Annotated in this window: 11 protein-coding genes and 2 pseudogenes; 7 read left to right on the forward strand and 6 right to left on the reverse strand. The window is 69.3% G+C overall.

Going from position 1 to position 20,859, the window contains the following annotated elements; all coding sequences use genetic code 11:
- Positions 1-75 precede the first annotated feature (75 nt).
- A complete protein-coding gene (locus ACFZBD_RS03275; RefSeq protein WP_391134475.1) occupies positions 76-1,371 on the forward strand; it encodes an extracellular solute-binding protein in 1,296 nt (431 codons plus the stop codon).
- Positions 1,372-1,818: 447 nt separating this feature from the next.
- Complete coding sequence (locus ACFZBD_RS03280; protein ID WP_391134478.1) at positions 1,819-6,192, forward strand: glycoside hydrolase family 2 TIM barrel-domain containing protein; 4,374 nt, start codon at positions 1,819-1,821, stop codon at positions 6,190-6,192.
- 596 nt (positions 6,193-6,788) lie between these two features.
- Here the strand turns inward: ACFZBD_RS03280 and ACFZBD_RS03285 are convergent.
- Positions 6,789-8,273 (reverse strand): hypothetical protein, encoded by a 1,485-nt coding sequence (locus ACFZBD_RS03285; protein WP_391134481.1) that lies wholly within the window; start codon positions 8,271-8,273, stop codon positions 6,789-6,791.
- Positions 8,274-8,368: 95 nt separating this feature from the next.
- Here ACFZBD_RS03285 and ACFZBD_RS03290 point away from each other — a divergent pair.
- Together ACFZBD_RS03290 and ACFZBD_RS03295 are read left to right on the forward strand one after the other, a co-directional pair.
- Positions 8,369-8,700, forward strand: a pseudogene (locus ACFZBD_RS03290) (hypothetical protein); the annotation flags it as partial.
- An 8-nt stretch (positions 8,701-8,708) separates the two neighbouring features.
- On the forward strand, positions 8,709-9,032 hold the full coding sequence (locus tag ACFZBD_RS03295; protein WP_391134484.1) for a hypothetical protein: 324 nt from the start codon (positions 8,709-8,711) through the stop codon (positions 9,030-9,032).
- 419 nt (positions 9,033-9,451) lie between these two features.
- Here ACFZBD_RS03295 and ACFZBD_RS03300 read toward each other — a convergent pair whose 3' ends face one another.
- The 3 genes from ACFZBD_RS03300 to ACFZBD_RS03310 all read right to left on the reverse strand — a co-directional run bounded on the left by ACFZBD_RS03300 (position 9,452) and on the right by ACFZBD_RS03310 (position 12,737).
- Positions 9,452-9,877: a hypothetical protein gene (locus ACFZBD_RS03300; RefSeq protein ID WP_391134487.1), complete on the reverse strand. Its 426-nt coding sequence runs from the start codon at positions 9,875-9,877 to the stop codon at positions 9,452-9,454.
- Between the two features lie 335 nt (positions 9,878-10,212).
- Positions 10,213-10,626 (reverse strand): hypothetical protein, encoded by a 414-nt coding sequence (locus ACFZBD_RS03305; protein WP_391134490.1) that lies wholly within the window; start codon positions 10,624-10,626, stop codon positions 10,213-10,215.
- Positions 10,627-11,609: 983 nt separating this feature from the next.
- Positions 11,610-12,737 (reverse strand): hypothetical protein, encoded by a 1,128-nt coding sequence (locus tag ACFZBD_RS03310; RefSeq protein ID WP_391134493.1) that lies wholly within the window; start codon positions 12,735-12,737, stop codon positions 11,610-11,612.
- 513 nt (positions 12,738-13,250) lie between these two features.
- On the opposite strand from ACFZBD_RS03310, the gene ACFZBD_RS03315 reads away from it, so the two are divergent.
- Positions 13,251-13,484 (forward strand): hypothetical protein, encoded by a 234-nt coding sequence (locus tag ACFZBD_RS03315; RefSeq protein WP_391134496.1) that lies wholly within the window; start codon positions 13,251-13,253, stop codon positions 13,482-13,484.
- Positions 13,485-13,669: 185 nt separating this feature from the next.
- On the forward strand, positions 13,670-14,212 hold the full coding sequence (locus ACFZBD_RS03320; RefSeq protein WP_391134499.1) for a hypothetical protein: 543 nt from the start codon (positions 13,670-13,672) through the stop codon (positions 14,210-14,212).
- 1,363 nt (positions 14,213-15,575) lie between these two features.
- On the opposite strand, the gene ACFZBD_RS03325 is transcribed toward ACFZBD_RS03320, so the two are convergent.
- Positions 15,576-18,917 (reverse strand): FlgD immunoglobulin-like domain containing protein, encoded by a 3,342-nt coding sequence (locus tag ACFZBD_RS03325; protein ID WP_391134502.1) that lies wholly within the window; start codon positions 18,915-18,917, stop codon positions 15,576-15,578.
- Positions 18,918-19,218: 301 nt separating this feature from the next.
- A pseudogene (locus ACFZBD_RS03330) lies at positions 19,219-19,512 on the reverse strand (transposase family protein); the annotation flags it as partial.
- Between the two features lie 60 nt (positions 19,513-19,572).
- On the opposite strand from ACFZBD_RS03330, the gene ACFZBD_RS03335 reads away from it, so the two are divergent.
- Positions 19,573-19,827, forward strand: a complete 255-nt coding sequence (locus ACFZBD_RS03335; protein WP_391134505.1) for a DUF6221 family protein — start codon at positions 19,573-19,575, stop codon at positions 19,825-19,827.
- The last annotated feature ends 1,032 nt before the right edge of the window (positions 19,828-20,859 follow it).

The raw sequence follows: 20,859 nt of genomic DNA on the forward strand, positions 1-20,859 counted from the left end.
CGCCGCCCTCACCCGCCGCCCTCACCCGCCGCGTTCATCCCACCCGTCGTACCACCCACTCGCCTTGGAGGCGCCATGTCCCTCTCCGACCTCTCCCGCCGCAGCGTGCTGCGCGCCGCCGGCATCGGCGCCGTCGGCATCGCCGGATCCAGTGTTCTCTCCGCCTGCGCCACCGGAGGCGGCGCCGGGAACGGTGGCGACACCGCCGCCAAGGACTTCGGTTTCACCTCGTGGTCGCTGAGCGAGCCGGCGTACAAGCCGACCATCGAGCGCTTCATCAAGTCCTGGGAGACCAGCAACGGTTCGAAGATCAGCACCACCACGATGCCGTACAACCAGTACCTCCAGGAGCTGAGCCTCAAGCTCAACGGACGCCAGGTCTCCGGCGCCGTGCAGCTGGACATCGCCTGGCTGGCCGCCATAGCCCAGACCGGCAGCCTCGCCGACCTCGGCGACCTGGCGATGTCGGGCGGATACACGCCCGCCGGTCTCTCCAGCGGCCACTACAAGGGAACGCTGTACGGCCTGCCGTGGACCACCGGCGCGATCGGGCTCATCGGCAACCAGGACCTGCTGAACGAGGCCGGGATCAAGACCGCGCCCACCACGATCACCCAGTTCGAGGACGCGCTGCGCGCACTCAAGGAGCTGAAGGGCGTCACCCCGTACGCCGCCTCCACCGCGATCGCGCAGCTCGGCGACATCTTCCCGTGGATGCAGACCTTCGGATCCCCCATCCTCAAGGACGGCAAGGTCCTCATCGGCGACGATGCCTCCATCGAGGCGGTCACCTGGTACAAGAAGCTGTACGACGAGAAGCTCATCGCCAAGGACGTGGACCGCAACGGCGCCCGTGCCCTGTTCGGCCGCGGCACCGTCGGTTTCTACGACGACGCCGTCGTCGGCAAGGCCCCCACGCTCGCGAACGCGAAGGACCCGAAGAAGCTGGGTCCGGCGATGGTGCCGTTCTCCCGGCCCGTGCTGCAGGCCGGCGACTCGCCGCAGGCGCAGCTGTGGGGCCACGTCATCGTGGTCATCAAGGGCGACGGCCAGGAAGCGGCCGGCCGGTTCGCGCTCAAGACCACCTCCGATGTGGCCACCACGACCGAGTACTTCAAGGCCGTCAGCCTGCCCCCCGCCACCAGCAAGGGTCTCGCCGCCAGGGAGATCGCCGCGGACTCCTTCACCACCCAGTGGACGCGTCGCATCACGAGCACGGCGACCCCCGGGCCGTTCTGGGCGTACGCGAAGAACGCCCAGATCATCAGCGCGGTCGCCCAGCAGGTGCAGGCGGCGCTCGTCGGCCAGGCCTCGCCGAAGGAGGCCATGCGGACGGCGCGCGAGCAGGCGACCCAGCTGCTCAAGGACTGATCTCCGGGTCCGGCGCCGGGCTGATCTCCGGGTCCGGTGCCGGTGGGCCGCGCACACGTGCGCGCGTGTGTCCGGCGCGTACCCGGACGGCACCCCATGCCCTCTCGGCGGTCGCCGTCTTCCCCGGGAAGTCCGCGGCCGCCGAGCCGTGCCCTTCGGCGCGAGCGGGAGGGCGGGAGGGCCTCTCTGCGTACCGTCGCCCCCGACCGCTCGGAGAGAGCCGGACGGGCTCTGCGCATTGCCCCGATAGACCCTTGACGGGCGTCCGGGCGACGGACACTCTTCTCGCCATGTTCACAGGAGTTTCATCCAAGGACTTCTGAACGTCCAATGCTGCACGACCGATTTGGTGTGCGGATCGAATCACCCGGATGAGCAAGTACCCGAGGGCATCCCCGCACTCGGAAGTCATTTTCCTGTCAAGGAGGTCTAGCCTTGTTCTCTTCGATGAGACGTCCCACGATCGGCGCGTTCGCCGCGGTGACGGCATTGGTCGTCGGTTTCGCGGCACCGCCCGCGTTCGCCGCACCCGCGGCCCCGCCCGGCACGTTCGCGGCCCAGGAGACCGCCGCCGACACGGTGTTCAGCGATGACTTCTCCGGCGGCCTGGTTCACTGGACGAAGACCCGGACGCCCGCCGGCGGCGCCGACTGGACGGCGCGGGCAGGCGCACTGACGGTCGACACCACGTCGGCGACGGGCGGGAGCTACCTGCGCCCCTCCGGCGCCCTGACCCTGCCCGGCGCGTACGAGCTGATGACCAGGGTCCGTGTCGACGAGATCCGCCCGGACGGCACCGTGTCGTTCGTGATGGACATGCAGGACGCCGGCAACCCGACGACGACGAGCCTCGCCGCCCAGATCACGGGAGTGAAGCCCAACGGACGAGCGGGAGTCCAGATCACCGCGCCCCTGGCCGGCACCGTCGAGTGCTCGGGGGACTCACCGGTCACCACGGGCGACTGGCTCGACGTGCGGATCGTGCGCGCGGGCGGGGTGACGGCCGTCTACCTCGGTGGACGCCTCGTCGCGGCGGAGACCTCCCCCACGGCCGGGGGCACCTTCGCCCTGGGCTCGTACCACAGCAGGCTAGCCGTGGGGCCGGTCACGGTCCGTTCGCTCACCGGCACCCCGGCGGGTCATCCCACCACCGCCAAGGGATGCACCTTCCAGGCACCCGACCAGGACGCGCCCGGCCACCAGGTCACCCACGGCAACCCCTCCCAGAGCCTCAACGGCACCTGGAACTTCAAGACCGAGAACGCCGCCAGCCCGGTCGACCCGGTCAAGCTCTCCACCCCCGGCACCGACACCGCCGGCTGGGACAGCCTGCCCGTCCCCGGCAACTGGGACACCCGGGACGCCTACAACAACTACCGGGGCGTCGCCTGGTACCAGCGCTCCTTCACCGTCGCGCACCGCGGCGAGGCCTACGCCCGCTACTGGCTCACCTTCGACGCCTGCTACCGGACCTGCCAGGTGTGGGTGAACGGCAAGCCGGTCAAGAGCCTGGCCCTCAAGGACGCATCCCACGACGCGGACAACGGCAAGGACGGCACCGGCCTCGTCTGGTCCGAGAGTGACACGCACACCGGTGGTTACACCGAATTCCAGATGGACGTGACCTCCGCCCTCGACACCACCGGCACGAACACCGTGGTCGTCAAGGCCGACAACACCGTCACCACCGGCGCCTGGTACCCCTGGGGCGGTCTGTCCCGGGACGTGAGTCTCACGACCACACGGTCTCTGTCCGTCACGCGGCAGGAGATCACCGCCACGCCGAACCTGACCGACGGCACCGCCTCGGTCACGAGCAAGGTCTTCGTACGCAACACCGGCACGAGCGACCAGCAGGTCACCGTCAAGGGTTCCATCACCTCGGCCGCCACCGGCGCGGACGTTCCCGGAGCGACCGGCCTCACCGGAACCGCGACCATCCCCGCCGGACAGACCGCACCCGTCACCCTCCACGCCGACCTGGACGCGGACACCTACTCCCTCTGGCAACTCGACGACCCCGACCTCTACCGCCTCAACGCCTCCCTCGCCGTCAGCTCCGCCCCCAGCACGGTCGTCCACGCGATCAGCGACACCTTCGGCATCCGCCGGCTCCAGATCGCCGGCACCGACATGCTGCTCAACGGCAAGAAGCTCAAGGTCGCCGGCGCCAACCGCGTCTCCGACGACCCGGTGAACGGCAGCACCGAGCCCGTCGCCCAGGTCCGTCACGATCTGGACATGATGAAGTCCGCGGGCATGAGCGTGACCCGGCTCATGCACTACGCCCAGGCGCCCGCCGTCCTGGACTACGCCGACCGCATCGGCATGCTCATCATCGGCGAGACCCCCGTCTGGGGTGACAACGCCAACCTGACGACCGCCCTGCCCAACATCAAGCAGCAGATGGCCGAGCAGGTCCAGAAGGACTTCAACCACCCCAGCATCTTCGCCTGGTCCGTCGGCAACGAACTCGCCTCGCACACCGAGGCAGGCAGGACGTACGACAGGCGGATGGCCGCCTTCTCGAAGAACATCGACCCCAGCCGATTCGTCACCCAGGTGAACAACAAGATCAACGAACCGTCAAAGGTCCCGTGCGCCACGGGTGAGACCAACTGCGGCGCCAAGGACGGCATGCAGTACATGGACTTCGCGGCCATCAACCTGTACGGCAACTTCGACGGCGGAGTGCAGTGGGCCCACAAGCTCTACCCGACGAAGCCGATGTTCATCTCGGAGTACAGCACCGACATGAGGTTCTCCAGCCAGGGCGGTTACCTCACCAGCCAGGAGAGCCTCGACCAGAAGACCACCACCGGCGACATGGCCCAGTCGTACTTCGCGAACAAGGACTACCTGTTCGGCTGGTCGCAGTGGACCTACAACGACTACCGCAGCACCTACGCCGACAGCAGCCCGAACAAGGTGCGCGGATACGGCGACGTGGACGTGTGGGGCCGTCCGAAGGCCTCCTACGGGGCCGTGCAGGCCGCGAACGCGCCGGTGAAGAGCATCGCGGTGGCCGGGGTGGAGAACGACAACGGCACCGATGAGACGGTGGTGACGGTCACTCCGCGCGGGCCGCTGGCCACGGCCGGCCCGTCGTGGACGCTGTCCGGCTACAAGCTGGCGGTGAGGGTCACGGACACCGACGGCAAGGTCGTCGGCGGCGCCGTGGTGGACCTGCCGAAGATCGAGCCGGGCGACCCCGCGCTGCAGGTCCCGGTGGCCTGGAAGCACAGCGCCGACGCCGCGCGGGTCCGCGTCTCCCTGCTGTCCCCGCTCGGATTCCAGGAGGCCGTCTCCTTCAAGGACCTCAAGGCTCCGGCGAAGCCCGAGATCACCGGCACGGCCGTCGCCGACGGCAGCGCACGCGTCCGCTTCAGTGACCCCGTCGAGGGCCTGAAGCACACCGTCAAGGCCACCGCGCCCGACGGCACCGTCGCCGCGACGAAGACCACGTACGAGCCCTTCGCCGACCTCACCGGTCTGACCAACGGCACCGAGTACACGCTCTCCATCACCACCGACAACACGGCCGGAAGCAGCGCCCCGGCCACCGCCAAGCTCACCCCGAACGGCACCCTTCCCTACGGTCCGAACCCCGTGAAGGTCATGCCCGTCGACCAGGGCCTGGTGCTCGGTTTCACCGAGACCAGCAGTGCCGCCAACGCCCAGCGCAACGGCACGTTCCAGGTCACGGTGACCGACACCGCGTCCGGCACGAAGGTGAAGGACTACCAGACCACCAACCGGCCCGGCACCCGTGTGGAGGGCCTGACGCCCGGACACACGTACGCGCTGCAGATCCGGCGTCTGAACACCGACGGCACCGCGTCGACCGCCTGGAGCGAGAAGGTCGAGGGCACCGTTCCCCGGACCGACCAGGCTCCGGCACTGCAGGTCACGGGCACCCTCGGCGGGCCCACCTCCGGCGCCATCGCCGTCACCCCGGCCCCCGGCACCATCCGCTACGAAGTCTCCGTCGCGGGCGGCACCCCGTTCCAGGTCAACCGCTCGGCCGTCGACCTGATCCCCGTCAGCCACCTCAAGCCCGGCACCAACTACCCCGTGTCCGTCAAGGCCGTGGGCGCGGACGGCACCTCGACCGCCTGGACCGGCACCCTCACCACCACCCAGGCCCCCGCGACCAACGCCAAGATCACCGACGAGCAGGGCGGCAAGACCCTGACCTGGACCGCCTCCGACCCCGCACCGGCCTTCTACAACGTCAACCGGACCGCCTGCGGCACCACCACGACCACCAAGGTCGCGGGCAGCGCTACCCAGTTCGCCCTCGGCGCCAACGGCGGCTCCTACACCGTCCAGGCCGGCACCGGAACCATCCTGTCCACCGCCACCACTCCCCTGGGGACCGGCGGCACCACCGCCTGCGGCGCCATCGTCACCCCCGCCGACACCACTCCCGGCACCGACGGCACCCGCCCCTTCAGCACCACCGGTACCTGGACCACCAGCGCCCTCACCACCACGGACGGGTATCCCAGCGTCTACGCCGATCCCACGGCATCGCCCGCGCCCCGTGTGGTGTGGACGGCCCCGGCCAAGGCGGCCGCGTCGACCTACAAGGTCGAGGTCGCCCTTCCGGGCGGCACCAGCGCGACGTCGGTCACCTACACGATCACCACGGCGACCGGCAACCAGACCAAGACCGTCAACCAGAACACCGCGGGGACCGGCTGGATCGACCTCGGAACCTACGACTTCGCGGCCGGCCAGGCCCCCAAGGTGTCGATCACCGCGGCCGGTGGCGGATTCCTGCGGGCTTCCGCAGCCCGGTTCAGCGACGCCGGATAGCCCGCCCGACAAGACCCCCCACCGCGTGGCCGTGGGTCGAGAACGCCACGCACCCGGCGGCCCCGGATCTCCGACCAGGAGATCCGGGGCCGCCGCCGTGTCGGACGACCCGACGCGGCGAACGGACATGCTGCGTTTGGCGTGATGGGGCGTGAGCCGTTCGCTCGTCACCTGTGTCCGTCGATCACGGTCCGGGCCGGCGAGACCACTGGTACGCGGATCGCGTGAGGTGCCGTACCAGAGAATCGGGCGGGCCCGCCGGGAGCAGCGGGTGGGGGGGCGGAAGGCGGTGTTGTTCAAGGTTTTGAGGCGGTCGTCACCCTAGACCCGCCGGGCCGGTGAAGTCGCCGACGACCGTCCGCACGATCTGCTCGTCCAGGCCCGGCTCATGGGCCGGCCGCGCAGGACGGGGCAGACCTCAACCCCCCTGCATCGTACGGGTGGTGAGGGCTGTGTGCCGCGAGCGTCAGATGGCGCCGCTGTCTGCCTGGCTTGTGGGTCGCACGGCAAGCAGGGCGGCCCGGGCGTAGTCCTGGGGGTCGGTGTCAGGCCGGTGGATCTCGCGGACCGATGAGCGATGGCGGCGCTGGGTGAGGTCAGCTCACTGACGCAGTCCAGCCGTCTGCGGCCGCGATGAACAGGGCGCCTTGGTGAAGGTCAAGGCTGCAGGCAGCAGTGGGCTTCCCTGTCTGGACGAACGGGCCAGGCCCCTGGAACGCGTCGGCGTGGAGGTGGAATGGCTTCGGCTCGGTGCAGCCGACAGTGCGCAGTCGCCAAGGTCCTGAAGAGCCCTCGTGGGCGCGGGGTGGCAGGGCGAGTTGGAGCTGCGCGGCGGCCGGACGCTCTGTCTCGTAGTCGATGTGTGCCGCCGTCCAGGCAGCCATGACGAGAACCGCCTGTGCAGGCGTAGCGGACACGGGTGGGCCGTCGGCGAGGGAGGAAGGTGTTCGTTCAGGAGCCGGTGGTGTCTCGACGATGTCGGGGCGGCCTACCTGCGCCCCGAGGGTGGCCGAGAACCAGCGGGTGATGTCCGGACCGCCTTGGTCGGCCCAGGTCCGGATGACGTCGAGGAAAGCCGCATCACGGCGGCGGGCGCCACGTTGCGCCCCGGCGGCCAGGATCGCTTCACCCGCTCCGGAGAAAGCTCGGCACAGCTTCAGCACGGGGACGCGATCCGCGCGGGGGGCATAGCGCACCGAGCGGAGCTCGAGCATGGCGTGGCGCAGAAGTGCTGCGGCAGCGTACGCGTCGGAGCCCAGGCCTTTACCTGGCGGCCGACGCGGGCGCCCCGACTGGCTGGTGCGAGGAGGAGTGACCGCGTCCGCGCGTCGACCGGCGGTCGACAGGTGCCATGAACGGTCGTCCAGGCGATACTCACCACCGGCGGCGCGGAGCCGGCCGCCCGGGCCCAGGGACATTCCGATCTCCCGCACTCCAGCGTCCAGGACCACTCCCCGTGTGCCGGAAGGGTCGAAGGCAATATCGGTGACGCCATCCAGCCACACCTCCAGCAGGGCAGGCGGCGCGGGCTCATCGACGGCGAACTTGCGGTCAACGACCAGCTGGAGAAAGGCGGTCAGGCGAGTCCCGGCACGTTCTACGCTCAGGTGGCGGACGGACGCCATCGCCAGATCGTAGTCGGGGGCCAGCTCATCCACGTTCTGGCGCGTCAGCCGGCATTGCGGTGCCATGACGTGTCCGAGATAGTTGCGGCCTGGCGTGTGAGGCTTGGCCGGTGGTAGGAGCGCTTCGATGTCGTACCCGGCGATCGTGGCCTGTTCCGTCATCCATCCGCGCCGCCGCTCGCCGAGACCGGCCATCCACCCCAGTACGATCCTCGCCCGCCGCTCGCGTCGACCGGCGTTGGACGTGCTTGCGGCCCAGAACAGTGGAAACAGATTGTTGTCCCACACATCCGACGCCGCGCGAATGGCTTCCCGGTCGAACAGCCGGACGTCTGCCGCAGCCTCCGCCATCTGATCCAATGAGCGATCCAGCAGTGCCGCCAGGACGGACATCGCCGAAGCGGGACGCATGGGCGAGCGCAGCGCATCGGACGGCGGAGGGGCAGATATGGACACGTCGGGATCGTCGCACATCTGCGGTACGGGCCGGCTTCGCCCACACTCGCACCCCCTCCGCCCGGCCGTACGCGCCGGTGGGGCGCACCGGCGCACCGCTGGTGAAGGGCATACCCCCGACCCGCTCCCGCCGCGGCCGACGCCAGCCCGGCAAACTCCACGCCGCGAAGGGCTACGACTACCGCCACCTGCGGCAGGGGCTGGCACAGCGAGGCGCGTCCGGCACCGTATCGCCCGCGAGGGCGTCGAGACCTCACAGCGGCTCGGACGACGCCGCTGGGCCATCGAACGAACCATGGCCTGGCTCGCCGGCTGCCGTCGGCTGCACCGCCGCGACGAACGCAAAGCCGAGCACCTCCTCGCCCGCGCTCTCATCTGCTACTGCAGACTCGCGACGACTCCATGCGATGTGCAAGCTGCGCCATGATGGCGAGCGTGAGCAAAGAGACTGCACTTGAGGCCGTTGCACGCCTGTTCGAAGAGTTCATGCAATTGCCCTTTCCTCCGCGATTGGCTGGCGCGGACCGGGCCGGCTTCGACCTGGTGATGCTGGACTCGGACACCGCAGGCTTCGTCTTTATCTGGATCAAGAACGGCGGCCAGCTTGAAGCGCGAGGTCGAAGCGGTCTGCTTCGCTGCATCGACCGCTTGGACCAGGTCATACCTGTACTCGATGAAGTGGACCACCCTGAGTACTGGCACCGCCTGCGGCAGATGGCCCGCTTCGTCGCGGATTCCCCACAGGCAGTCACCACATGAGATGACCTCTCAGCGCAGGGGTCTGTCACCGATCTCAACGCCGCTGCGCTCCCTCCGTTGCTCTCCGCGTCCGCCGCGACGTGTGGTGCGCTGCACCCAGCACATGAGGCCTTGCGGTCCACGGCCGAGGCCATCGATGAGCCGTAGCCCTTCTCGCCAGGACGTGACCGGGCTGGACGCAGGGTCGTTCGCCGGCACCTCGGCGGGCGCGGCGAACGCGCCCGCCCCGCCCGCGATCGGGACATCACCGGCGAGCTCGCGCACATCTTCCGGGAGCGGGCACTCGCGCAGGCCGGTGCCGGCGTCCACATCGGCGGGCGAGCGCGGCGGCGGTCTCTCGTACGGCCGGGTGCTCATGCAGCGTGTAGCGGGCGGCGGGCGTCCTGGCCGAACCCAGCCGTTCCACCCGGCAGGCGCACTCAATCCACCGTCCGTGAAGCGGCCGCTTCGATGCCCGATGCCCGCAGCTTCCGCGCCAGGAGCTCCATCTCAGGCAGGGTTCCTGAGTACTGCCCGGTCAAGACCTGCTCCAGCACGGCCTGGACGCCGTCCAGGCCGATGCCGAGTTCCGCCCGCAGCACCCGCATGATGGCGGCGTTCCGCGTCGGCGGTGCTATCCGCAACCTTGCCCGCCCGTGCTCGGAGAGCAGTCGGCCACGCAGTTCCTCCGGCAGGTCACCGTCACACACAGCCAGGGCAAACCCGCAGGCCGGGCACGTCGACTCAACATCCCACCGCAGTGCCTCGCCCACCAGCGCCTGAACACCGCACCACTCCGCCTCGGCACCGCACCCCTGGCACACGGCGGAGTATCTGATGGACTCAAGCAAGATCGGCTTTTCCAAAATCCCCCCTCAAGAGGCGAGACTAGACGGCAGACAGCGAACGTCTTTCCGGAGCGCCTACATGTCCCTGACGCGCGAGCCAGCGGTCCAAGCCGCGCTGGTCCATACGCTGACGCTCCCTCTCGTGAGCACACCGAGGCCCAGTGATCACAACTGACGCCCAAACCGGCCCCTGGAAGCCCACCACCTACTCCAGACCGGCACCTGAAGCCGCCCCACCCGTTGGCAGTGCCGGTTTCCGCCCTGCCGTGCCTGCGAATCGCCGGCGCCTCGCGGTCGGCGTAGGGGGCGCCGCGCTCGGTTTCCCCAGTCGGGCAGGGCGCGCGGCACTGGGCTTACGAGTACACCCGCCACCAGCGGTCCGCCTCAGCACGGGCCACTTCGGTGTCGTATTGAACGGCGTCGAAGTGGAGCTCCGGCGGGCGGGGGCACGGCGCGGGGATGTGCGCCGGCGATGGGACCTCCCAGTCCGACCACTGCACGATCTCGCCGAACCGCTGCACGACCACGGTCAGGAAGCCGCAGCACCCGCCAGCGCACTCGGGTTCCCCCAGCTCCAGGCGGCGGGCCTCTCCGGTGGCCCGGAGTGGGCTGGGCCGCCCCGCCGGCAGCACCTCGGCGGCGTACGGCCCGCGGCCGCCCTCGTCGACTGCCTCTTCGACGATGTCCTCGCCGTTGACCCAGAACCGCACCTGAGCCGCGAACCGGGGTCCCGGCGGCGACACCTTGATCTCCAAGCGATCGAACATCAGACCACCCTACGGGGCGCGCTGATCGGACTGGCCCAGATCAACCGCGACTCAGGGGCGGCGGCCATGACACGCCAGAGCGAAAGACCAAGGTTCGCGCTCCTGGCACCCAGTGAACACACCATACCCAGGCCCTGCTACGCCTCGCCAGACGCGGGCCGACGTCCTTTCGCCCTGCTCCGTGACAGCGCCTTCTCGGTACCCAACACGCTCAGAACGAAATGAGGGCCTCCACCCTGGCTGCGGACCAAGAGCGCGCTAGCTCATGACAGCAGCCCTACATCTGGTGAACTCCACGGAGAACCCTTCCGCAAGGACGGCGCTCAGGTGCTTCGCATGCGCACCCAGACATTGGCGGGCGTCAGAGAACTGCGCCGTCAGTTCGACAAGCACGTAGTCATCGGCGCCCTCGGTCGACCCCCCGCAGACACAGCACCGGAGACGCTGGCTGACCGCACCCGTCCACTCCACGCCGCTCCTGCTCACTGCCACCATTGCATCATCAACATGAACGGGCACATCGTTCCAGACGCCCTGGAGCCCTGCCCATTCACCTTGACCGCGTGTGAGGGGCCCTCAGCGAGAACGGTCCGTGTTAGCACCTACTGGACCTTCCATCCGGCCCGACCGGATGGGGGGTTGGTTGAACCGCCTGCCGACGTCAGCGCGCCGCTTTACGGGGGCTGATGTTCGATCGTCTGAAGAACGCGGCCACAGATGCGGGTGGCCCTGGCGGCGGAAGCGAGAGGGCGAAATCCGGAGCCGGACACATACTGCGGCGCCGGCTCCGGCCCCTACCCGTCCGCGCCAGAGCCTGCGCGCAACTTCGGCCCAACTGCTTCTCGTCGTCGGCAAAGCGAGCCACGCCGCCCCTAGGCCCTCGAGAACCCACCGGTCATCGAGCCGACGACGCCCCGGGTACCGGAAGCGTCGCTTAATCACCGGCAACGGCGGCACGGCCTCGGCCGTCCGGCGGGGGGTGCTCAGATGCGGTGCCGGAAGCGTCGGCGGGCGACCAGGAGCGTTCCGCCGGCCAGGGTCAGCGCGACGGCCGCGCCCGCGGCCGTGGTGACCGAGTCCGCGCCGGTCGCTGCCAGCGCCCCGCCGGAACCGCCGGGCCCGACGGGGGTGGTCGGACCGGGAGCCGCGGTCGTCGTAGCGGAGGCGCTCGGGGTGGGCGTCCCGGTGGGCTCGGGGCTCGGCTTCGCGGTCGGGGTCGGCTTGGTGGGCTTGGGGCCCGGGGCCGTGCCGATCTTCAGGATGAGTGCGGCCTCGTCGTTCGCCGCGTTCGCATCGGGCGTGTCAGACCTGCCGAGACGGGCGCCGATGGTGTGAGTCGCCCCCGGGGTCTTCTGAGGGAACTCCCAGACGAACGGGAACGTGCGGCTCTCGCCCGGCTTCAGCTCGCCCACCGCGTCACAGGTGAGGGTGGAGGGGGCGGCCCAGCAGCTCTTGTCGTAACCGTCGGGTCGGGTGAGGTCCCAGTTCAGGTCGATGACGAGGGGGAAGTAGGTGACGGTAGCGGGGCCGTGGTTGGTGACGACGAGCTTCGTCGGCACTTTCTCGCCGGGGGCGACCGGCCCGGACGGCCCGGTCCAGGTGAGCCCGAGGTCCGCCGGTGCCCGCACGGCGGCCTTGGCCGTCGCGCTGTTGTTCTCCGGCCGGGGATCGACGGTGTCACCGATGTCCGCGGTGACCGTGAAGTCCAGCTCGGTGTCATGTGCCAGGTCCGCAGCGAACTTCACACGCACATAGACCGAAAGCGACTCCGTCGGGCCGCTCTTCTCTCCCGTGCAGGTGAGGGTCCGGCCGTTGGCGACCGCCACGCAGCTGCCGCTGGTCGCATCGTCGATGTTGCCGTCGAAGCTGACACCCTCGGGCAGCGTGATCGTCAGGCCGAGGTGCGGGATCGTCCCCTTGCCCTGCGTACCAGCAGTGGCCCGCAGGCCGACCTTTGCGCCGGGGGCAACGTTCGAACGGTCGACGCCCCCGTAGACCCGTACGTCCACCGGATCCGCCGCGGGCACCGCTTGCGCCGCCGTGGTGCTCAGGGAGGCAAGCAGCACAACCGCCGCCACCCCCGCCGTCATCTGTCCCCATCGACGCGTCATGCGTGCGTTTCCCTCGCTCTGGCCAGTCACTTGCGAACAGTTGGACGAGCCCTCGGCCCGAAAGGTTGTACGCGAGTAAGCCAAGCAAGCATGAGTGCACGGCGATCGCCGACGCCCTCGACGTTCTGCGTGACGAGAGCACGGAGTTCGACCGGCCCGTCTGTGGCCTGGCCCACGAAAGACGGGCCGCCCCTACCCCGCCACCGGCTGGACCGGCTCCCCCCGGATCACCCATCGCGCCTGGACCGGCCGGGCGGCCCCGGCGTCGAGCGCCCGTCCATGGCACGATAGTCGCCATGATGATCGCCAGAAAGGGTCATGCCGCGTAGGCGGCCGAAGGAGCTGCGCGCGTCGCGTCGGCAGCCAGGACGAGGTGCGCCGGTCCGTCGCATCCGTGGAGTCTCGGGGCTGACCCGTGCAGCCATCCGCCGGGTAGAGGATGACCGGCTCTGGCCTGGCGCTGTCGCTACGGCCCTTGCAGACTGCCAGCGGTACCTGAGACAGCCTGGCCGTGTGCTGCCGGAACCCGAGGTCGGCTGCGACTGCTGCAATCCGATTCTGGCAAGAGACCTTCTGCAGGCTGTACTGCTGTGGCTTCCACACGGCGCGCGGGCCGACCTCGGCCGGGTCATCGCACGTCTCGACGCCGAATTCGACCGCCGGAGCGTGCTGCGTCCGAAACTCACAATCCCCGTAAGTTTTCTGGGCGTAGAGGGGTGGTGGCGCAACCGGCTCCTCGCGGGGTGAGGCTCGGCGCGCCCACTCAGGATCAATGACAGAGAGTGCTGTCGGACTGCCGTCTCATTGTCGCTGGCATGGGCGGGGCGATCTGACGGAGCCGGCCTGGCTGGAGCCACGCCATCAAGATCGGGATCTATGGTGGGCTGACATGCAGATGTGGCAAGGCCCGTGGTGGTGCACACTTCTTCGCCGTGGAGATAGTGGAGAGTGAGCTACGGCGCCTTCGGTCCGGACCGGGGACTGAGGACGGCCGGCAGCGGCCATTTCTGGTACGGGCCCGGTTCACTGCCGAGGATCCTGACCAGGTCATCGACAATGCGCGTACGGTGCTGACGCGCGTGGTCGAACGGACAGACGACTGGCCTGCATTCGAACGGTGGCCGCAGCTGCTACCGACGTGGTTCATCCAGCGGTGCGCACCCGAGCCGGTAGAGCCGGAACCTGACGAGCCCTTCGATGCCGAGGCATGGATGCGGCAGTGGGAGGCGATGGCGCCGGGGGAAAGGGCAGCCGCCAGCGCGGGGCCGTGGACGCTGTCGGACTGGCTCCACTGCTTCGACCCAACCGGGGAAGGGGCCGGTGACGAGCGCAGCTGGTGGTGGTGGGATGCAGGAACCGATAGATCGGGAGGCGCCTGGGTTCAGGTGACCACCGACGGCTGGCCGTTCGGCAGCGGTTCCCTTGCCTGGTTGATCAAGGCCAGCGGCGGCAGGGATCTCGCCTTTGGGCCGTGAGCGTTGCGCACCTCGTCGGGCATCTCGGCTAGACCGTGAGCGCAGCGGTCAGCCGACCGCGACACCTCGTCCTCCGTCGGGGACGCCATCGAGCACCTGCTCCTGGACGAGGCCGGCCGCAGCCTACGGGAGGGTAGCGACCCGACGGTACTGCCCGCAGAGGGCATCTGGGCGCCAGGCCTCACCCACGCACGCCATATCGGCGCGGGCTGCCGGCGACCCTACGAGAGCGGCACGGTGGCGGGTTCAGCCGGGTGGGCGTAGAAGCTGAGCCGCCGAGATGCACAGGCCGGATCCCCTACCTGGTGCACAGGGCATCCCGGCTTCCGAGACGCGGACCTCCCTCGGGCGCACCAGGGCGCGGGCTCCGGCCCGGTGCTCGGGGCGCTGTTGGGGGGGACTGGTCGGGGGAAGTGGAAGCACGCGATACGGATCGGCCTCTGAGTGATGGGCTGTTCACGAGTGAGGGTTGCGAATCCTGGCGGATAGTGAAATAGCCGCGGAACGTGGAAGGCCCCACCGGGCAGAGGGGAGGCCGGGTGGGGCAGGGCGAGTCCTGATGACGGGAGACTTAGGGGGCTCGCGGTTTCGGGGTGTGGCATGGCCCGCCTGGAAGGGGCATGGGGACACCGAGGCTTCCAGTGGCCGCACAAGAAGCATGCTGACGGACGAACGGCAGATTGTATGAGCCGCTATCCCCCGTCGGTCAGGCTCCGCGCCGGCGCGTATGAATGGCGAAGATCGCGGTGTCGCAGATCATGTCATCACGAACTCTGGCCCGCAGGGCAGCCGCCCGAGCTGGACGGCGCCGGTGGAAAGCCTGGCCAGGTAGGCGATGCGTGTGAACGGGCGCGGTCCGCAAGAGCGGCATACTCGGCGGCCCATTCGTCGGCCCGCCTGTCCGATGGGCGGCCAGCCGCCAGGGCTACGAGGCTCATCCACGCTGAGGCGATGCCCGCAGGGGCATGTCGTAGAAGATCTTGTCGTCAGCGCTGGCCGGCTTCTTCGGGTCCGGCAACAGGTCGCTGATGTCACGGAGGGCGGCGGCGTCGTCCTGAGCGTCCGGCAGGAAGCAGATGTGGGCCGGCTCGTGCCGCTGGACGAGAACGGCAAGTCGGCGGAGTGAGCATGCGCGATGGCGTCGATGTGGGCGGCCTCCGCCGAGCACACTCGCCCGACGGCCGGGCACCGGGCGCGCATGACCGTGGTCGAGGTCAACCCTGACCGGTTGCAAACCCAGGCGGCTTCGACCAGGCAGTGCGCGACTGCCACGCTGTGAACACAGCGTCCTAGCCCTATGGCAAAGGGGCGGCCCACCGTGGAAGAACGATGGGCCGCCCCTAAGCAATCGGCAACTGAGGGCCTACTCGGTGTAGTACCCCGCCACGTCGGCGAGGAGGTCCACTGCACCAGAGTGGTTGTACAACGTCACCTTGCCGTCCCGGACCGGGACGATGACTTGGTTGGCGACCGTACTGCTGGCGGCCACGTTGAGGTTCGAGGTCGCCGGACGCGGGGTCCCGTACGGGTAGACCGACACGTACGTCGAGGCCGTCGGGTTCGTGACCGTCACGTTCATGACGATCGCGGACACGCCGGTTGCCGGCACCCCACCCTGGCCCGCAACCTGCAGGTCCACGATCTTGCCCGCACCCACCTTGCCCTGCGAAGCTCCCGCCCCGCTGAGGGTGTTCAGCACCCGCGCCGGGGCGACGGCCTTGAAACGGTCGCCCTTCTCGGCGGCGTCGGTGTAGTACCCGGCCACATCCGCCAGCAGATCCACAGCACCGGAGTGGTTGTACAGCGTGAACCTACCGTCCTTGACCGGCACGGTCACCAGGTTGGCCACCGTCTGGCCCGCGGCCACGTTCAGGTTGGACGTGACCGGGCGCGCCGACCCGTAAGGGTAGGCCGATACGAAGGTCGTCGCCGTCGGGTTGGTCGCGGTCACATTCACCGTCACCGCCGTCACCCCGGTCGCGGGCAGCCCACCCCGGCCCGCAACGTTCACGGTCACCGTGCTGCCCGTGCCCACCTTGGCCTTCGGCGCACCGACCCCGCCCAGGGTGCTCAACACCCGCGCCGGCGCGACGGCCTCGAACCGGTCGCCCTCGCCGCTGAGCGTGTAGTAGCCGGCCACGTCAGCGAGCAGGTCGACCGAGCCGGAGTGGTTGTAGAGCGTGACCTTGCCGTCCTTGCCTACTGGCACGGTTACCAGGTTCGGCGCGGTCCGTCCCGCCGCCACATTCAGGCTTGACGTGGCCGGGCGCGGCGTCCCGTCCGGGTAGACCGATACGTAGGTCTGCGCGGTCGGGTTCGTCGCGGTCACATTCATGGTCACCGCCGTCACGCCGGTCGCGGCCACCCCGCCGCGGCCGGTGACCTGGAGGGACACCGTGCCGCCGGGACCGACCTTCGTACGCGTCGCGCCGACACCGTTCACGGTGCTCAGGATCCGGGCCGGCGGCACCGGCTCGTACGTACCGAGCGCGCCGTGCGTCAGGAACACCTCGCCGTCGCGGCGCAGTCCGGGCCCAGCACCGTCGGCCGGGGCGGCGGTCATCTCCCATGTGTACCGCCCTTCGCCGAGTACCGCACCTGCCTCGCCCCGGCCATCCCACACGGCCTTCACCAGACCCCGTGCCTCGCCGCCGTGCAGCGTCCGCACCACGGCTCCGGCCCGGTCCTTGACGGCCAGCGTCCAGGACGCGGCGGGCTTGTTCAGCCACCACTTGCCCGTCCAGGAAGGGGTGGCAGCGAGGTCCAGGACCTGTGCGCCGTCGTGGTCGAGGACCGAGAGGGCAGAGGCGGCGACGCCGGCCGGGACGACGTGGATGCGCTGCTCCTTGTCGCCATAGGCGATGGCGCCGCCGAAGCGGTCCACGGTCCAGTAGTCGTCGGTATCGGCGTTCCCGATCGCACGCGTGGCCCCAGCCTCGCGCAACTGCGTGACGGACAGCACTCCGCCCTTGGAGTGGGCGAGGTAACCGTCCCCGAGCATCGCCCGGTCGTGCGGAGGAACGGGCAGGTCGACGGAGGAGTTCCACGCCTGGACACCCGCCTTCCCTTCGCCGCACCGCCAATAGATGTGGGCACCCCACACCTGGAGCTCCGTCAGGTCGCAGTCGGCCACCGTCCGCGACCACTTCGACGCGCCGGTGCGCACGTCGAAGGCTTCGACGACACCCACCCTCGTGCTTTCCTGCCACAGCGTGTCGCCCACGAGGGAACTGACCTGACCCGAGCCGCGGCTCGGCCGCCGCAGCACGACCTGCTGGGTGTCCAAGTCTGCGACCTGCGTCTGGGATTCCCAGGTCTCGTAGTCGTAGTCGAGATAGGAGATGTAACGTCCCGACGCCTGCCGCCACTCGTCGGAGTGGCGCGGAATCCCCGTCAGGGACGTACCCGGCAGACTCTGCCCGGCCTCGACCACCCGCAGGTACCCGTCCGCACCGCTGAACACAGCTCGGCCGTCGCCGGTCCAAAACCCCTCGCACTGGACCTGCGGGCCGCAGACACCATCGCCTACAAGCTCCCGCTTCGGGCCAACGGCCAGCTCCCCTCCGGTCGTGACCGAGCGTTCCCGTACCCGGGACTTGTTGTACGGCATGTTCTCGTACGACATCAGAACGCCCTGGGCCATCGACATCCGCCCGATCCGGGTCGCGGCCGGCGGAACCTCGGCGATCTTCTCCACCACGGGCGCCCCGCCGCTCTGCCCGGCACGGACGGAGTAGACCGTACGCTCTTCGCCGCTCCCGGAGCGCGCCGCGATCACCCGCCCGTCCGCGCCTGCCCGGGTGTCACCCGTGATCCGGTCGAGTACCTCCTGCTCCGCCCCGCCCGCGAGCGGACGCGTGACCAGCCTGTCGCCGCCCTCGCCCGGGACTCGGACGAGGATCTGGTCACCAAGGAGGGCGGACGGGGTCCCTCCGGCCCAGTCGAGTTCGTGGAGCGGCGCGGAGAAGTCGCCCGTGAGGTCCCAGATCTGGACCCGGCCCGGGACGGGGAAGCGGAACCAGTACCGGTCCGCTGTGACGCTCGCGCCGCCGGTGGGGGCCGGGCCCAGATCCACCGCCTGGGCGGTGAAGGCACGGTCGACCCGCACGGCTTTCGTGGCACCGTTCAGTCGGTAGGTGAGCCAGAAGCCGTACGGATTTCCCTGGCCACTGCTGCGGAAACCGGTCAGGACCTCGGCGCCCTCCGGAAGCGTCAGCACGCGGTCGGTCACCCGGCCCTGATCAAGGCTCAGCTGATGCCAGATCCAGGGCTTCGCGACCTCATTCGTGACGAGGCTCTGTCCGATCATGGTTCGGGGCTGCTGCCCCGCGGGTGCCGGGATGTTCTGCACCGACTGCGTCGTTGGGTCCCAGAGCCGGGCGCCCGAGGACGTGAGGCCGGCTATCAGGTCCGTGCCGGTCCCCAGAGGCCTCCCGTAAGGCACGGGGGCGCGTGTGCCGTCGGCAAACGAGAACCAGTGGTATCCCCCGGAGGTGCCACCCTGGACGAAACCGGTCGACCCGATGATGGGCAGGCTCCCCGCGTACGGGTCCGGCGTGACCTCCGCCGGGACGACGACCCCCGCCAACGGCTCGGCCGCCGCCGCGTTCCCCACCCCCAGCGGCATCAGGGTGACGACAGCCGCCACGGCTGCAATGGCGGCCCCCGTGGCACGGCCACGACGGCTCTTCAGGATGGTGCGCACGTGCAGGTCCCTCCCCAGGAACCGGGCACAGGCTCCCCGCCTGACCCGAGAGTCCCGACGGTAACAGCGGCCGGACACCCGGGCCAAGGCTTTTCGAACAGATTCAGAAAACGAGGAAGGGTCGGCACACCGCACGCCCTCATTCCCTTCCGACCTGCACGGACCGGTTGGCTTACGTGGTGGAGCTTCCGGCCATCAGCATCGAGGCTCTGCGCAGCCCTGCCAGCAACGGGTTGTCCGTACATAGCCTTTCAGTCGCGAGGGGCACGAGGGTGCCGTCCAGGATGAGCATCGTGTCCTAGACGAACCGCTTGCGTGGCTGGAGTGCGCGCATCGACCCCAGATGGTCGATGATGCGGTCCGCCGCGGACTTGGACACTCCGAACAGTGGGACGAGCCGGCGCATCGTCAGGTTCGTGCGCTAGTAAGCCGCGACCAGCGGTGCCCTGTTCTCAAGCGGAAGACTCCACGGCCGACCCCTGCGGCTTGCATCCGACCCTTCGCGTCGGAGCGAGGTCACCAGCTTCCGGAACGGCCTCGGGCTGAGCCCCGGGCCTATCCGGGACGGCTCTGACGACGCGATCACACCAGCCACCGCAAGATCGTTCCGTGATGTCGACACAACGCTGAGAATGCTCATACGACTGAAGAGCTGGTGAGGTTCCTAAAGACGAGGTTCGACGAGGAAGCCGACTTGGCCAGGCGCTGCGATGGTGACGGATGCGGGGAGTGGACTGCCCACGGACACACGGTCGATTTCTGTCAGGTCGACCTCTCCGGCTTCCACCCCACGATTGCTCTCCATGTGGCACTGCACGACCCGGCCCGCGTCCTGCGCGAGATCGAGGCCAAGCGACGCATCCTCGCCCCGTCACGCCCGCGACCCCTGGCCGTGCCACAACCTGCGTGAACTTTCGTCGCCCTACGCCGACCATCCTGACTTCCCCGCAGGGGCCTGAAGCGGCACAGCAGGCGGGCAGAGCACCCGCGAGGCTTCGATCCTGAACCGAGCCCCCGAAGATCATTTACGGAACAGCCGTTAAGTCGGGGCTTGGGTGGCGCAGTGTCGCCGGAGGTGGTGACGGCGAAGGCTGGCGAGGTCGTTGCAGTCGAAGTCGAAGTCGCTCAGGACCTGCTGCCCACGTTCGTCCTGAGGATGTGGTTCGAGCCGCTCTCTTCAAGTCCCTCGTATCGAGCGAAGGCGCCCTCATGAGCTGACGGGATACTTCTCGACGAATCATGATGTAGTCCATAAACCCTCATCACGGCACACCGAGGCATACCGGCCGCACGGCGGCAGGGCCGGGCGTACACCAGCGCTCAACCGCCCCGATCCGCAACCCCGGCGTACCCGGAGCGAAGCGGCCATCGTTTTGAATCTCCTGGGTGCCCGCGGGGCGGGCCTGGGCGGCGAGGTCGAGGAGGGCGTCGGTAGGGCAACAGCGGGCCGCTCCGTGGCCGGCCGGGGCCGGGGGCCCGCACAGTTCTTCGCGCGCACTATGAGGCGGGCAGGGACCGACGGTGGAGTGGGTGACCTCGTCGGGATGTCCGCGGTCACCGGCTCCGATCAGGCGGCGGACCCGTGCCCCTTCGAAGAGGCTCAGGCAATCCTGAATGAGACCGAAGTGATGTGCCGCGCGTCCAACCAGCGGATGTAGCGATTGGGAGATGATCGCGGACTGGTACCGAGACGCCGTTGGCCTTTCAGATCTGCGTGCTCCTGGTCCTCGTGCTCGATGGCCCGATAGTGCGCCGCCACGATCAGCGCGATGCGCTCAGGGGGAAGAAGCCGCGGGGGTTCCCCGGTCCGGTCGACGTCGTCAGGACGGTGCCCAGTTCACGGCGCGTCTGGCTCATCGCAGCAGCCTCCCACACACGTCCTGTCCGATCGCGGCTAACCCCTCCGAAGGGCTGCTGCAGGGGACTTGCCGGCGTACCTCCC

The sequence above is a fragment of the Streptomyces sp. NPDC008121 genome (assembly GCF_042957155.1).
Classification (GTDB): Bacteria; Actinomycetota; Actinomycetes; order Streptomycetales; family Streptomycetaceae; genus Streptomyces.